Source organism: Nocardia sp. TBRC8007, assembly GCF_056629435.1.
In genome coordinates, this window is record NZ_JBWSOR010000020.1 from 49,859 (window position 1) to 64,303 (window position 14,445).

At 63.6% G+C, this 14,445-nt stretch carries 12 protein-coding genes; 5 read left to right on the plus strand and 7 right to left on the minus strand.

Going from position 1 to position 14,445, the window contains the following annotated elements:
- Nucleotides 1-49: 49 nt before the first annotated feature.
- The gene (glgP, locus tag ACX4ZE_RS15850; RefSeq protein WP_480274198.1) at nt 50-2,623 is read right to left on the minus strand and encodes an alpha-glucan family phosphorylase; all 2,574 of its coding nucleotides are present in this window, start codon (nt 2,621-2,623) and stop codon (nt 50-52) included.
- 190 nt (nt 2,624-2,813) lie between these two features.
- On the opposite strand from glgP, the gene ACX4ZE_RS15855 reads away from it, so the two are divergent.
- On the plus strand, nt 2,814-4,814 hold the full coding sequence (locus tag ACX4ZE_RS15855) for an alpha-1,4-glucan--maltose-1-phosphate maltosyltransferase (protein ID WP_480274199.1): 2,001 nt from the start codon (nt 2,814-2,816) through the stop codon (nt 4,812-4,814).
- On the plus strand, nt 4,814-6,967 hold the full coding sequence (gene glgB / locus ACX4ZE_RS15860) for a 1,4-alpha-glucan branching protein GlgB (protein ID WP_480274200.1): 2,154 nt from the start codon (nt 4,814-4,816) through the stop codon (nt 6,965-6,967). Before ACX4ZE_RS15855 ends, glgB begins: the two co-directional genes overlap by 1 nt.
- 121 nt (nt 6,968-7,088) lie before the next feature.
- On the opposite strand, the gene ACX4ZE_RS15865 is transcribed toward glgB, so the two are convergent.
- The 3 genes from ACX4ZE_RS15865 to ACX4ZE_RS15875 all read right to left on the minus strand — a co-directional run bounded on the left by ACX4ZE_RS15865 (nt 7,089) and on the right by ACX4ZE_RS15875 (nt 9,713).
- The gene (locus tag ACX4ZE_RS15865; protein ID WP_480274216.1) at nt 7,089-7,937 is read right to left on the minus strand and encodes a tetratricopeptide repeat protein; all 849 of its coding nucleotides are present in this window, start codon (nt 7,935-7,937) and stop codon (nt 7,089-7,091) included.
- A 76-nt stretch (nt 7,938-8,013) separates the two neighbouring features.
- The gene (locus ACX4ZE_RS15870; protein WP_480274201.1) at nt 8,014-8,391 is read right to left on the minus strand and encodes a DUF3817 domain-containing protein; all 378 of its coding nucleotides are present in this window, start codon (nt 8,389-8,391) and stop codon (nt 8,014-8,016) included.
- A gap of 143 nt (nt 8,392-8,534) precedes the next feature.
- Complete coding sequence (locus tag ACX4ZE_RS15875) at nt 8,535-9,713, minus strand: acetyl-CoA C-acetyltransferase (protein ID WP_480274202.1); 1,179 nt, start codon at nt 9,711-9,713, stop codon at nt 8,535-8,537.
- A 127-nt stretch (nt 9,714-9,840) separates the two neighbouring features.
- Here ACX4ZE_RS15875 and mce point away from each other — a divergent pair, with 127 nt between their 5' ends.
- The gene (gene mce / locus ACX4ZE_RS15880) at nt 9,841-10,314 is read left to right on the plus strand and encodes a methylmalonyl-CoA epimerase (RefSeq protein WP_480274203.1); all 474 of its coding nucleotides are present in this window, start codon (nt 9,841-9,843) and stop codon (nt 10,312-10,314) included.
- Between the two features lie 86 nt (nt 10,315-10,400).
- Nucleotides 10,401-11,402, plus strand: a complete 1,002-nt coding sequence (locus ACX4ZE_RS15885; protein ID WP_480274204.1) for a hypothetical protein — start codon at nt 10,401-10,403, stop codon at nt 11,400-11,402.
- A gap of 132 nt (nt 11,403-11,534) precedes the next feature.
- On the opposite strand, the gene ACX4ZE_RS15890 is transcribed toward ACX4ZE_RS15885, so the two are convergent.
- Nucleotides 11,535-12,416 (minus strand): alpha/beta fold hydrolase, encoded by an 882-nt coding sequence (locus ACX4ZE_RS15890; protein ID WP_480274205.1) that lies wholly within the window; start codon nt 12,414-12,416, stop codon nt 11,535-11,537.
- A gap of 152 nt (nt 12,417-12,568) precedes the next feature.
- Between ACX4ZE_RS15890 and ACX4ZE_RS15895 the strand changes: the two genes are divergently transcribed.
- Nucleotides 12,569-13,207 (plus strand): TetR/AcrR family transcriptional regulator, encoded by a 639-nt coding sequence (locus ACX4ZE_RS15895; RefSeq protein ID WP_480274206.1) that lies wholly within the window; start codon nt 12,569-12,571, stop codon nt 13,205-13,207.
- Nucleotides 13,208-13,289: 82 nt separating this feature from the next.
- Here ACX4ZE_RS15895 and ACX4ZE_RS15900 read toward each other — a convergent pair whose 3' ends face one another.
- Nucleotides 13,290-13,598: an ATP/GTP-binding protein gene (locus tag ACX4ZE_RS15900; protein ID WP_480274207.1), complete on the minus strand. Its 309-nt coding sequence runs from the start codon at nt 13,596-13,598 to the stop codon at nt 13,290-13,292.
- Between the two features lie 49 nt (nt 13,599-13,647).
- On the minus strand, nt 13,648-14,337 hold the full coding sequence (gene nucS / locus ACX4ZE_RS15905; protein ID WP_480274208.1) for an endonuclease NucS: 690 nt from the start codon (nt 14,335-14,337) through the stop codon (nt 13,648-13,650).
- Nucleotides 14,338-14,445: the final 108 nt, after the last annotated feature.

Below are 14,445 nucleotides of genomic sequence, written 5' to 3' on the forward strand. Positions count from 1 at the left end.
CTGGACAGTGACCGCGACGTTAACTGATCAGTGACCAGCGACACGCTTGCTAGGCGCTCGGCGCGGATATCAGGCCGAGTTCCGCGTCGGAGGCCAACAGGCCATTGTGCGGAAGCACACGCACGGTGTAGCCGACCGCGCCGGACAGCGGAAGCGGGGTATCGACGGTGAATATCTCGACACCGGAATCCGACCCGGTGTGGGTCATCGAGACCGTTGTGGTGTCACAGAGATCGTCGGTCATCGACACCCGGCCGAGCACCGCTTGTACCACCACGTCCGAGACACTCAACCCGCCGAGCCCGACTCGCGCGGTGAGCGAAAGCCGCGCACCGATGATCGGCGTATCCGGCAGTCCGGCGCTGTCCACCTGGAGCACCTTGACCGAAGGCCATGCCGACTCCATCCGTCGACGGTACTCGGCGATGGCGCGAGCTGCGGCAAAGTCATCGTCGATGGCCTGCTGATAGGCCGCTGCTGCGGGCGCATAGTACTCCACCGCGTAATCACGGACCATCCTGGAGGCCAATACTTTCGGCCCCAAGGACTGTAGGGTGCGGCGGACCATCTCGACCCACCGCACCGGCATCCCGGACACGTCGCGATCGTAGAAGCGCGGTACGACGGTGCGTTCGAGCAAGTCGTAGAGCGCGGCCGCCTCCAGGTCGTCCCGGCGGTACTCGTCGCGGACGCCCTCCGCCGTCGGAATGGCCCAACCGTTATCACCGTCGTACATCTCGTCCCACCACCCGTCCCGGATGGACAGGTTCAACCCGCCGTTGAGGGCGGATTTCATGCCGGAGGTGCCACACGCTTCCAACGGGCGCAACGGGTTGTTCAGCCAGACGTCGCAGCCCCAGTACAGATAACGGGCCATCGACATGTCGTAGTCGGGCAGGAAGACGATCCGGTGCCGCACCTCTGGATCGTCCGCAAAACGGACTACCTGCTGGATGAGCGCTTTACCACCATCGTCGGCCGGGTGACTCTTGCCCGCGACGACCAATTGCATCGGCCGGTGCGGATCCAACAACAACGCACGCAAGCGCTGTGGATCACGCAGCATGAGGGTGAGTCGCTTATAGGTCGGTACTCTGCGAGCGAACCCGATGGTCAACACCTCCGGGTCGAAGACATCACCCACCCAGGCGAGTTCGGCTTCCACGGCCCCGCGCTCCAGCCAGGATGCGCGCAACCGGCGGCGTACTTCCTCGATGAGCAGGCCGCGCAGGGTGTTGCGAGTCGACCACAACTCGGCTGGATCGACCTCGTGCAGCCGTTCCCAGCCGCGCGCATCCTCCACCAACTCCGCACCGATGTGTTCCCGGGCCTTGTCCACCCATTCCCGCGCAGCCCATGTGGTGGCGTGCACACCGTTGGTGATCGACCCGATCGGCACCTCCGCGGGATCGAATCCCGGCCACAACGAGGCGAACATAGCCCGGCTCACCGCACCGTGCAGCGTGGAGACGCCATTGGCGCGTTGCGCGAGCCGCAAGCCCATATGCGCCATGTTGAACACCGACGGGTCGGCTTCCCGCCCTAGTGCCACGATCCGGTCCACGGGCAGGCCAGGCAGCAGGACCGATTCGGATTGTCCGTGCGCACCACCGAAGTAGCGACGCACCATCGGCATCGGGAACCGGTCTATACCCGCGGGAACCGGGGTGTGCGTGGTGAACACCGTGCCCGCCCGCACTGCGGCGAGCGCGGAATCGAAATCATGCCCCGCCGCGACGAATTCCCGGATGCGCTCCACACCGAGAAAACCCGCGTGACCTTCGTTCATGTGGAAGACATCGGGATCGGGCAGCCCGGCCGCCGCCGTGTACGCGCGCACCGCTCGCACGCCGCCGATGCCCGCCAGGATCTCCTGTCGGATCCGGTGCTCCTGATCGCCACCGTAGAGGCGGTCGGTGACGGCACGCAGTTCCGGATCGTTCTCGGCGATATCGGAGTCGAGCAGCAGTAATGGAACCCGGCCCACCTGCGCGATCCATACCCGCGCACGCAGCACCCGCCCCTCTGGCATAGCCACATGGACAAGTACCAGCGACTCATCGGAGGTGAGCGCCCGCAGTGGAAGCCCCTGCGGATCCAGCGCCGGGTAGTGCTCGGCCTGCCAACCGTCTGCCGACAGCGACTGCCGGAAGTAGCCCGAGCGATACAGCAGTCCGACCCCGATCAGTGGCAATCCCAGGTCGGAGGCCGCCTTCAGATGATCACCTGCCAGAATACCCAGCCCACCGGAATAGTTCGGCAGTGCTTCGGTAACGCCGAACTCCATCGAGAAATAGGCGATGCCACGCACCCCTTCTTCTCCCGCACGATGCTGGAACCATCCTGGCGCGGCCAGGTAATCGCGCAGATCCGTGGCCACAGCATCGACGCGGGCGACATAATCTGGATCGGCCGCGAGTTCATCCAGCCGCGCCGCGGGCACCTCACCCAGCATCCGAACCGGATCATGCCCCATGTCCTGCCATCGTTGCGGGTCCAGCTCTGCGAACAAGTCCTGGGTCGGCGGATGCCACGACCACCGCAGATTCGTGGCGAGTTCCCCCAGGGCGGTCAGGCGCTCGGGCAGATGGGCACGGACGGTGAAGCGACGCAATGCCTTCATTCTCGAAAATCTACACTGTCCACTCCCGATACGCCGGGGGACGGAATCACTAAAATTACCCTTCTACCAGCAGATTTCGTCGGACTATCCGTTGACATCCGCATACGGGAGCACACGTCCGGTTCCCGTCGGGAACCTGCTCCGGTCGCTGATCGGTTCCACCCCGCCTGCTAGCGGTAGGTTGGTCACCGTGACCGGCCGCATCGCTATCGATGACACTGCCCCATCCATCGCAGGCGGCAGGTCTGCCAAGGCCGTAGTCGGCGAGGTTTTCCCAGTACGCACCGTGGTGTGGCGGGAGGGGCATGAAGCCGTCGCCGCCACGTTGGTCGTCCACGCACCCGGTGCGTCCCGACCATTTCGGGTCCGGATGACACCCGACTACGAACCCGATGTATTCAATGCCGTATTCACCCCGAACACACCAGGTAAGTGGACCTACCGCATCGAGGGCTGGGGTGATCCGTTCACCACTTGGCGCTCAGTAGTCGAAGCGAAGCTGTCCGTCGGGCAAAGTGCCTCGGACCTGGCCAATGACCTGGAGCTGGGCGCCCGGCTGTTCGATCGTGCGGCGCGGACTGTTCCGAAGGGGCAGCCCGAGCGCTTGCGCGCGGCCGCGGCGGCATTGCGTGGCGCCGAGCAGCTGCCCGCCCGAGTGGCCCCGGCCTTCTCCGAGGAGGTCGCCGAGATCCTGCGCGCCACACCCGTGCGTGACCTGGTCACCCGGGGCCCACAACACACTGTGCTGGTCGAGCGGCGACGCGCGCTCTATGGCTCATGGTACGAGTTCTTCCCGCGTTCCACCGGTGGCCGCGACGTAACCGGAACACCGGTCCACGGCACCTTCGCGACCGCGGCCAAGGAGCTCTCACGGATCGCCGCCATGGGCTTCGACGTGGTGTACCTGCCGCCGATCCATCCGATCGGCGAAGTGAACCGCAAAGGTCGCGACAACGCACTCATCGCGGAGCCGGGCGATATCGGCTCACCGTGGGCGATCGGTTCGAGACACGGTGGCCACGATGCCGTGCACCCTGATCTCGGTACCGAGACCGATTTCGTGGATTTCGTCGTGGAGGCGACGCGACTCGACCTCGAGATCGCGCTCGATCTCGCGCTGCAATGTGCGCCAGACCATCCCTGGGTGCGATCGCATCCCGAATGGTTCACCACCCTGCCGGACGGCACCATCGCCTATGCGGAGAACCCGCCGAAGAAATACCAGGACATCTACCCGATCGATTTCGACAATGACCGCGACGGCCTCTATAGCGAGGTACTGAGCGTAGTCCGGCATTGGATCGGCTTGGGTGTCAAGATCTTCCGCGTCGACAACCCGCACACCAAACCGGTCGACTTCTGGGCATGGTTGATCGCGAACGTGCGCCGCACCGATCCGGATGTGATCTTTCTGTCCGAGGCATTCACCCGTCCGGCCCGGCTCTACGGCCTGGCTCGGCGGGGCTTCAGCCAGTCCTACACGTATTTCACCTGGCGGGTGACCAAATGGGAGCTGACCGAGTTCGGCAACGAGCTGGCCGCGAAGGCCGATGAGGCTCGTCCCAACCTGTTCGTGAACACTCCGGATATCTTGCACGAGAGCCTCCAGCATGGCGGGCCCGGAATGTTCGCCATTCGCGCGGTTCTTGCCGCCACCCTTGCCCCGACCTGGGGCGTCTACTCCGGCTTCGAGCTATTCGAGCATCAGGCAGTGCGGCCGGGCAGCGAGGAATACCTCAGTTCGGAGAAGTACGAGCTACGACCGCGCCCATTCGCCGAAGCGCTCGCGCGCGGAGAATCACTGGAGCCGTGGCTCACCCGGCTCAACGAAATCCGTCGCGCGCACCCTGCCCTGCAGCAGTTGCGCTGTCTGCACTTCCACCATGTGGACAACGACGCGCTACTAGCGTATTCCAAGATCGACCCAGTCGGTGGGGACGCGGTCCTAGTCGTGGTGAACCTGAACCCGTTCGGCGCGGAATGGGGCATGCTTTCGCTCGACTTGCCCGCGATCGGCCTGGAATGGCACGACCATCCGGTGGTATACGACGAGGTCAGCGGCGAGGAATACCATTGGGCGCAGACCAATTACGTGCGCTTGGATCCTGCGCGCGCAGTCGCACACATCATCATCCTGCCTCCGGTTTCCCAGCAGGCCCGTACTGAGCTCGCGTATCGCAGGACACTGTGATGCGACGCCGCGATCTCATGCTGCTGGCAGCAGGCACCCATACCGATCCGCACACCGTACTCGGCGCCCATCCGGCTCCCGGTGGCACAGCAGTGCGCGTATTGCGACCGCACGCCGAAGCAGTATCAGTACGCATCGGCGGCACCGACCATGCGCTGAATGCGCTGGGCCATGGGGTATTCGCCGCCGTGGTGCCCTACCCGGAGCTCATGGATTACCGCATCGTGACGACATATCCTGGCGGTCGGACGAACATCAGCGCCGATGGCTACCGCTTCCTGCCCACACTCGGGGAACTCGACCTGCATCTCATCGGGGAAGGCAAACATGAGCGCCTCTGGGAGGTACTCGGCGCGCACCAGCGTCACTACACCACCCTCGATGGCGAGGTAGCGGGCACAGGGTTCGCGGTGTGGGCACCGAATGCGCGCGGCGTCACCGTCATCGGCGACTTCGATGGCTGGAGCGGCAACACCGCACCGATGCGCTCGCTCGGATCATCCGGGATCTGGGAGGTCTTCGTCCCTGGTATCGAACCGGGCACCAAATACAAATACCGCGTGCACGGTGCCGACGGACGGACTATCGATCACGCCGACCCGCTGGCCTTTGCCACCGAGCACCCCCCGGCGACGGCATCGGTGGTCACCGCAAGTCACTACGTGTGGAGCGACCACACCTGGCTGGCACAACGTGCGGTCACCGACCCGACCCGCGCGCCGATGAGTATCTACGAGGTGCATCTCGGCTCGTGGCGACCCGGCCTCTGCTACCGTGACCTGGCCGATCAGCTAGCCGAATACGTCCTGAAAGCCGGGTTCACCCACATCGAGCTACTACCGATCGCCGAGTATCCATTCGGCGGCTCGTGGGGCTATCAGGTCACCTCCTACTACGCACCGAGCGCACGGTTCGGTTCCCCGGACGACTTTCGCGCCTTCGTCGATCGGATGCACGCAGCAGGCATCGGTGTGCTGCTGGATTGGGTCCCCGCCCACTTCCCACGCGACGAATGGGCACTGGGCCGCTTCGACGGCACCCCGCTCTACGAACACGCCGATCCCCACCGCGGCGAGCAACGCGACTGGGGCACCTACGTTTTCGATTTCGGCAGGCATGAAGTGCGCAACTTCCTCGTCGCCAACGCGTGCTATTGGATCGAGGAATTCCACATCGACGGCCTACGTGTCGACGCGGTCGCTTCCATGCTCTACCTGGATTACTCGCGCGCCGAAGGCGAGTGGGAGCCCAATGCGCACGGTGGCCGGGAGAATCTGGCAGCCGTCGACCTCCTGCAGGAGCTCAACGACACGGTGCACCGCCACTATCCGGATGTGGTCACCATCGCCGAGGAGTCCACCACATGGCCCGGCGTCACCCGCGGCACCGATGTCGGCGGGCTCGGCTTCACCATGAAATGGAATATGGGCTGGATGCACGACACTCTTGGGTTCCTCGGTCGCGATCCGGTATACCGCCGCTGGCATCACAACGAGATCACCTTCTCGTTGATGTATGCCTGGAGCGAGAACTATGTCCTGCCGATCAGCCATGACGAGGTCGTACACGGTAAGGGCACACTCTGGACCAGGATGCCGGGTGACGATTTCGCCAAAGCAGGCGGTGTGCGGACGCTGCTGGCCTATATGTGGGCTCATCCGGGAAAGCAGCTGTTGTTCATGGGCCAGGATTTCGGTCAATTCCGCGAGTGGTCGCATGACCGTGGCCTGGACTGGCATGAGCTGGGCAATCCACTACACCAAGGCATCACGACGCTGATCCGTGACCTGAACGCTGTTTACCGTGCGCACCCCGCGCTGTGGAGCCAGGACACCACACCGGGCGGTTACGCGTGGATCGAAGCGAATGACCAAATCAACAACGTGCTGGCTTTCCTACGCCACGGCTCGGATGATTCCGTAGTCGCATGCATCTATAATTTCTCCGGCTTGATACACGACACGTACCGCATCGGCCTCCCCCATGCCGGACGCTGGCTGGAGATCCTCAATACCGACGCGGTCGGCTACGGCGGGTCCGGCATAGGCAACCTGGGCGAGGTGGTGGCCACTGGTGAGCCGTGGCACGACCGTCCGGCCTCGGCCACGGTGCGGCTGGCGCCGAACAGCGCAATCTGGTTGCGCCCAGCCTGACTGTGGACGAACGGCCACCCAACCCATGCCACACGGTCGTTGGCCCGGTTCGGAACCGCTCAGCACACGAAGCAACTCGATACCAGGCTCTGCGCCGGATCGGCGGCAGTGCGACAAGCGCTCAGTACAGCGCGGCGGCCAGCTTGCGCCGAGCAGCAACGACGAACGGCTCGGCCTGGTCGAACAGCTCGAACAGCTCCAGCAGCCGGGTACGCGCTGTGGTGCGTTCCTCGCCCGAAGTGCGCTTGACGACAGCGATCAGCCGGTCGAAAGCCGCTTCGGGACGCTGCTGGAACAGTTCGAGGTCGGCGGCGGCGATAGCGGCATCCACATTCGTCGGGTCGGCGTCCGCGGCCGCGATGGCCGACTCCGGAAGCTCCTGCGCTCTGACAAGGAACCGGAGCTGGCGCAGCGCGCCCTCGGCCTCCTTGTTCGCCGGCTCGGCGGCGAGAATGTCCTGGTAGACCGCCTCGGCCCCGGCCAGGTCACCTTGCTCCAGCGCCGCTTCCGCTGCCGCGAAACGCGGGTCCTCGACTTGCTCTTGCTGCTGAACGCCGCCTTCCAGCTTCCCTGCCACGGCCTCGATCACCGCATCCAGCCATTGCCGTACCTGCGGCTCCGGCTGTGCGCCTTCGAAGTCGGCCAGTGGTTGTCCGGCCGCGATCGCGATCACTGTCGGGATACCCTGTACACGCAGCGCCTGGGCAATGCGCATATTGGCCTCGGCCTCCACCACGGCCAGATCCCAAGTACCGCCATCGGCGACCACCAGACGCTCCAGCGTCCGAACCAATTCGACACTACCAGGGCTACGCTGCGAGTACAGCACGACCACCACGGGCACCTGCATCGAGCGCCGCAACACCTTGGTCTCGAAATCGGCCTCGGATACCGCGTGGTCATCGCCAGCTGAACCAGCGGCGCTCCCTGCGGGCTGCTTCAGACTGGACAGATCGACCGCACCGGACATGGCAGCGGCGACAGCGGGCGAAGGACGGCGTGCGGCTGGTCGATTCACGGCTCCTAGTTTGTCATGCCATTGTTTGTCACGGCATCACGGATACGGGTGCTTCGGGCTCGGCCGACTTATTGTTGCTCAGCTCACCCAGCTGACCCGTACGTACCGCCCAGATCTCGAACAACACCCCACAGAACGGCGGAAGACTGGACAACAGGGCCAGAGCAGTGGTCTTGGCACTCCAGCTCAGCTCACGCGCGGCCACCAGCGCGGCAAGCACGAACAGGATGAAGACGATGCCGTGCGTCATGCCGAACACCTTGACCGGCCACAACACCGGATCGGGGAGCCGCTTGTACACCATGCCGATGATCAGCAGAACCCAGGTGACTGCCTCGAGCACCGCGAGAAAACGAAATCGCTTGGCTACTGTACTGAGATCGAAGACATTGCCCATGCGCACCATTCTGCAATATGAACTACGTACTGTCGTAGACGAACCGATCACAGTGGGGGCCACACACGAAAGCAGCGGATGGCCGTCTCGATCGAGACGGCCATCCGCTGCTGAATCGCCGACCGCTGAATCGCTACCGGTTATCTTCGGGATCAGACCCGGACGATGAGCGCGTCCCCTTGCCCCCCACCGCCGCAGAGCCCCGCCGCACCGACTCCACCGCCACGACGCTTCAGCTCCAATGCCAGATGCAGTACCAGCCGGGCACCGGACATGCCCACTGGGTGGCCGATCGCGATAGCCCCACCATTGACATTCACCTTCGCCGGGTCGATGCCCAGTTTGCGGGTGGAAGCCACCCCGACCGCCGCGAATGCCTCATTGATCTCCACCAAGTCCAGATCCGCAGGCGAGATACCCGCACGCGCGCAGGCTTTGGCGATCGCGTTGGCGGGCTGATCCTGCAGTGTCGAGTCCGGACCCGCGACCACGCCCGCGGCGCCGATCTCGGCAATCCAGCTCAGCCCGAGCGACTCAGCCTTCTCCTTGCTCATCACCACGACCGCGGCTGCGCCGTCGGAGATCTGCGAGGAAGTACCCGCGGTGATCGTGCCATCCTTACTGAATGCCGGACGCAGCTTGGCCAGCGACTCGACCGTGGTATCCGCGCGGATACCCTCGTCGGCGGTCACCAGCACCGGATCGCCCTTGCGCTGTGGCACCGCGACCGGGACCACCTCCTCGTCGAACACGCCATTCTTCCAGGCCGCTGCCGCACGCTGGTGCGAAGCCGCCGCAAAAGCGTCCTGGTCCGCCCTGCTGATCTGGTCGTCCCTATTGCGCTGCTCGGTGAGCGCACCCATCGCCTGGTCGGTGAAGACATCGTGCAGACCGTCATAGGCCATGTGGTCACGCAGCGTCACATCGCCGTATTTGGAGCCTTCCCGGCTCTCCCCGAGCAGGCGCGGAGCCTGGCTCATGGACTCCTGACCACCGGCGACCACGATCTCATACTCACCCGCCCTGATCAGCTGGTCGGCAAGGGCGATCGCGTTGATGCCGGACAAGCACACCTTGTTCAGCGTCAACGCGGGCACGTCCATCGGAATACCCGCAGCGGTAGCTGCCTGACGAGCCGGGATCTGTCCCGCGCCCGCGGTGAGCACCTGCCCCATGATCACATAGTCGACCTGGTCGGGGCCGACGCCGCCCTTCTCCAGCGCCGCCTTGATAGCGAAACCGCCCAGATCGGAACCGCTGAAGCCCTTCAGCCCTCCGAGTAGTCGTCCGATTGGGGTGCGCGCACCGGAAACGATCACGGAAGTGGTCACGACGAACCTCACATTCATAGATCGGACCTGTCCGCGCTACTCTCAGGCAGCGCGACAACAGGTTTTCTACTCAACGGTAACGGGTTCGGACTAGGTCTCCTCTGCTAGGCCACGCTAGGTTCGACCTGTGAGCACAGTGACAGATTCAGCGGCCTTCCTCCCCGCGGACTATGTGACCGCGATCGACCATATCGGGGTAGCGGTGCCCGACTTGGACGCCGCGGTCGCCTGGTACACCGAGAGCCTCGGCATGATCGAGACTCATCGCGAGATCAACGAGGACCAAGGAGTGCACGAGGCGATGCTGTCGCTGCCCGGTGCACCGGACCGCGCCACCGCCTTGCAGTTGCTGGCTCCGCTCAACGCGGAGTCGACCATCGCGAAATTCATCGACCGCAGCGGGCCAGGACTACAGCAACTAGCCTGCCGCGTCACCGATATCGATGCCGTATCCACCTATCTGCGCGGCAGGGGGTTGCGTTTGCTGTACGAGGTTCCGCGACATGGAACGGCCGATTCCCGCATCAATTTCATCCACCCGAAGGATGCTGGCGGTGTGCTGATCGAGTTGGTCGAACTCGGCCCCAATGTTACGGACTAATATCGAGATCAAGCCGAGGTAACGCGGCGGAATGACATTCGCGGTCGAGTCACCATGGACAGTCCGCAGGCTGTAGTTTGTGTGCCATGTCGTCACCCGAGTCCGATCGCAACCGCTTCGTTGCGCTGCCCTTCACCACTGTACGCAAGGGTTACGCGCAAGATGAGGTGCGTAACTACTTCGACCGCCTCGACGCGGAACTGAGAGTCACCGCTACCGACCGCGATGCCGCTGCGGCACAAGCACGTAACCTCGCGGGCCAGCTGGAAGACGCACGCGACGAGATCGACGAACTCCGTAAGGAGGTCGACCGACTCTCGGTGCCGCCGACCACTGCCGAAGGTATGTCCGACCGCATTTCCCGCATGCTCCGCCTCGCCTCGGACGAGGCGTCCGAGGTGCGCGCCCTCGCGCAGGCCGAGGCAGCGGAGATGGTGTCGATCGCCGAGCAGCAGGCCACCGAGATGCGCGGCAGGTACGAGTCGTTGCTCGCGGAGACGAAGGAGAAGCGCGAGGCGCTCGAGATCGAATTCGAGCAGACGCTCGCGAACGCGCGCACCGAGTCCGCCAAGATCATCGACGCCGCCCAGGCCGAGGCCGAGCGTATCGCCAAGGAAGCCGAAGCGAAGCGCAAGGCCACCCAGCAGGACTTCGAAGCCACCATGGCCGAGCGTCGCACCAAGCTCACCCGTGCCATGGAGGAGCTGGAAGCCACCAGCCGCGCCGAAGCCGCCCAGCGGATCAAGGACGCGACCGACGAGGCCAACCGCCTCATCACCTCTGCCACCCAGACCTCCGAACGCAAGATCGCGCACGCGAAAGAACTGGCCGAGGAGATGCGCGTGCTGCGTGGTCGTGTGCTCGCCCAGCTACTCGGCATCCGCGGCCAGCTCGACTCGGTGCCCGCGATGCTCGCCGCGGTCAACCGTGAGAGCGAATTGCTGGACGGCGTTCCAGATACGCGCAAATCACTCGGCGGCAATGCCAAGTCGGTCACCGACTCGCGTCAGAAGGCTATCCCTGAAACAACCGCCGCGGGCAACGAAGCCGGCTCAGAAGAGCGCGAAAACGCCGACATCGGCAACTGAGTTCAGTCCACGACGACTGCATGAATTCACTGAAGGCCGCCCCGATAAGGGCGGCCTTCAGTGGTGCAGTGACCACCTCGGTGCTATCGGCGAATCACTGTGCACTATCCGACCGACCTGCTCTCGATCCGCTCAGACTCGGACCTGATCATGGTTGCCGATAAAGTCCAGAAAACGTGGAATCGCCTGGTCGGGATTCGCCCAGAGCACATCGTGCCCGATGCCCGGGTAGATCTCGATATCCACCGACGGAATGTGCTTCCGAATCCTGGCCAAGACGACCTCGAGGTCATTGGCCACTGTCTCGGCGCCGAAGAGGACCAACATCGGCGCGGTGACGGCGACCAACTGCTCGTCGGTGAGCGGGCTCTCCCACGGCATGCCCATCCGGAACTTCACAGCCGCCATGACTATGGCGAACTCTTGATCAGTGAGCTCGGTGCCAGGGTTGAGCCACTTGTTGAGCTTCCGCATCCGTTCAGGAGTCGGCCGCATACCCGCGGCGAGGAATCTGAGCATCGGACCCCACCGCAGCTTGACAAAAGTAGCCCCGCCCGGTTCGAACATAGTCAGGCTCGCCAGACGCTCGGAGTGCGATGCAGCGACCAGGATGGCAATCCACGAGCCGACGGAGTTCCCAGCCAGATGAACCCGATCTACACCGAGACCGTCGAGCACTTCGACCAGCCACTTCACCACATCCGTCCCATCCCGCAGGGGCGCGGTCTGTACGCAGCGGCCCGGCCACCCCATGATGTCCGGTGTGTACACTACGCGATCGCGTGCCAGATCCTCGATGAACCGGAGCCACATCTGACCGTTACCTGCCATGCCCGGCAATAGCAGGATCGGCGCGCCCTCCCCAGTTCCCGATTTACGTACCGACGTTGTCCCGAAAGAGGTTTCGACAATGAGTTGGGTCGAAGGTATCGGCCACTGCACAGCCAGAGCATCATAGGCCCGCAAAAATGTGTCCTTCGCTTCGTCGCTGGTGAATCGCCCGATCTTCGGCATGCGCCGCCCCTTCGCCAGTTTTATTGATATGACAATACCATATTTTATAACATGACTGTACCACGTTTGCGATATGTGCATACCATGTATGCGGTACATACGTACCAGCTAGGCTGATAGAACTTCGATACGAAAGGAAGGCAGCGGGTCTCGTGCCACGTTTGGTCGATCATGAAGTGCGGCGACGGCAGATCACCGATGCCGTGCGACGAGTCATCGTCGGCGGCGGCCTGGAAGCCGTGACTTTCCAAACCGTCGCCGCTGAGGCTGGGATCTCAGTACGACTGGTGCAGTACTACTTCGGAACCAAAAAAGATTTCTTGTTGGCGACCCACCGATCGGTGTTGGAGGACGCAGGCGCTCGTTTCATGCGGCAGTGGACCGCACTGGGCGAAGATGCCGCACCTCGGGAAGCTATTCGCGCGGTCCTGACCGAACTGCTACCCCTGGACGACCAACGTCGGGAGGAAACCATCGTGCTCGGTGCCTTCGGCTGGGCGTCGCTCACCGGCCAGGGCATTAGCGCGGAAGAAACTTTCGCGGCACCACGGGCATTGAGCACGATCGTCGCCGACCAACTCCGGCGAGCTCATCACCTCCGCGCATCAACAGACCAGAGCGACTTCGAGCTCGACGCCGAGCTCATCGTCATGGCAATGGGCGGACTCGCCCAAGGCATGCTCCAGGGCTACAGCACCGCACACTCAGCAGTGGAACTCGTCGACCATCTCCTCGATCGTGTGCTGGGAACACGAGTCGGTGATCGAACGAATCTGCCCGGCACCGATTGAGCGCACCTGCGAATATCGACCGAACGCTCACTCACCGTGAGCGGCTGGAGCCCAGATCTGTCCGCAGCGCGTACACCCAACTTCAAGACCAGCGCCGAGTAACCCTGCGCGTCAGACGTCCCTCCCAACAACCACGGTGCCAATGCCTGCGGTCGCCCTCGCCCGCATAATTGGGCCAGGCGACAATATGGGCGATCTTGGGCGCGATCTCATGGTCGCAGCCAGGGCAGCGGTAGAACTTGTCCGCGCGAGCGGCCGGAATCGTACGGACCGTGTACATCTCATCACCGTCGGGCCCCGGCTCGATACGTCCGAACACATCCCCGAGTGGAGCACCACTGGGCCGCGCACGATCGACGCGGCGATCTGAACGCGGTTTCCTGCGGGGCATGCGCTCAGCCTATTACCCAGCCGGACATCGCCTCGCACTCCCCCCAGATTCAGAACAAGCGGAACTCATTGCTCTCCGCACCGCGAAGAGCGTCGTAATCGAGCGTGAGACAGCGGATGCCACGGTCCTCAGCGAGCGTGCGCGCCTGCGGCTTGATCTGTTGAGCGGCGAAGACTCCCGCGACCGGAGCCAGCAACGGATCACGGTTGAGCAGTTCGAGATACCGGGTGAGTTGTTCGACGCCGTCGATCTCGCCCCGGCGTTTGATCTCGACTGCCACGGTGCCGCCATCAGCGTCTCGACATAGCAAGTCGACCGGGCCGATCGCCGTCATGTACTCACGGCGGATCAGCGTGTACCCCGCACCGAGGGTCTGCACATGCTCGGCAAGCAGTTCTTGGAGATGAGCCTCTACCCCGTCTTTCACCAACCCCGGGTCGACCCCGAGTTCATGCGAGGAGTCGTGCTCAACATCCTCGATGGTGATGCGGAGCTCTTCCTTGGCTTTATTGGTGACAACCCACAGTGCTTTTGCCCCCTCGGGGAGTTGCGTATCGCCGTTGCTCTCCTCTAACCAACACGGCGGGCTCATCCAGTTCAGCGGCTTATATGAACCGCCATCGGAATGCACGAGCACCGAACCGTCCGCTTTGATCAGCAACAGCCGGCGGGCCATTGGGAGATGGGCGGTGAGCCGCCCTACATAGTCGATCTGACAGCGAGCAATCACGAGACGCACTCAAGCACTGTAGGTGAGCGCTCGACGGCCGCTATCACCAGCCCGTCAGATACGTGGTCGAGTGGAGCGGGATGGTGTTGACGAGATTCGATCGGGCCACCGTTCCAC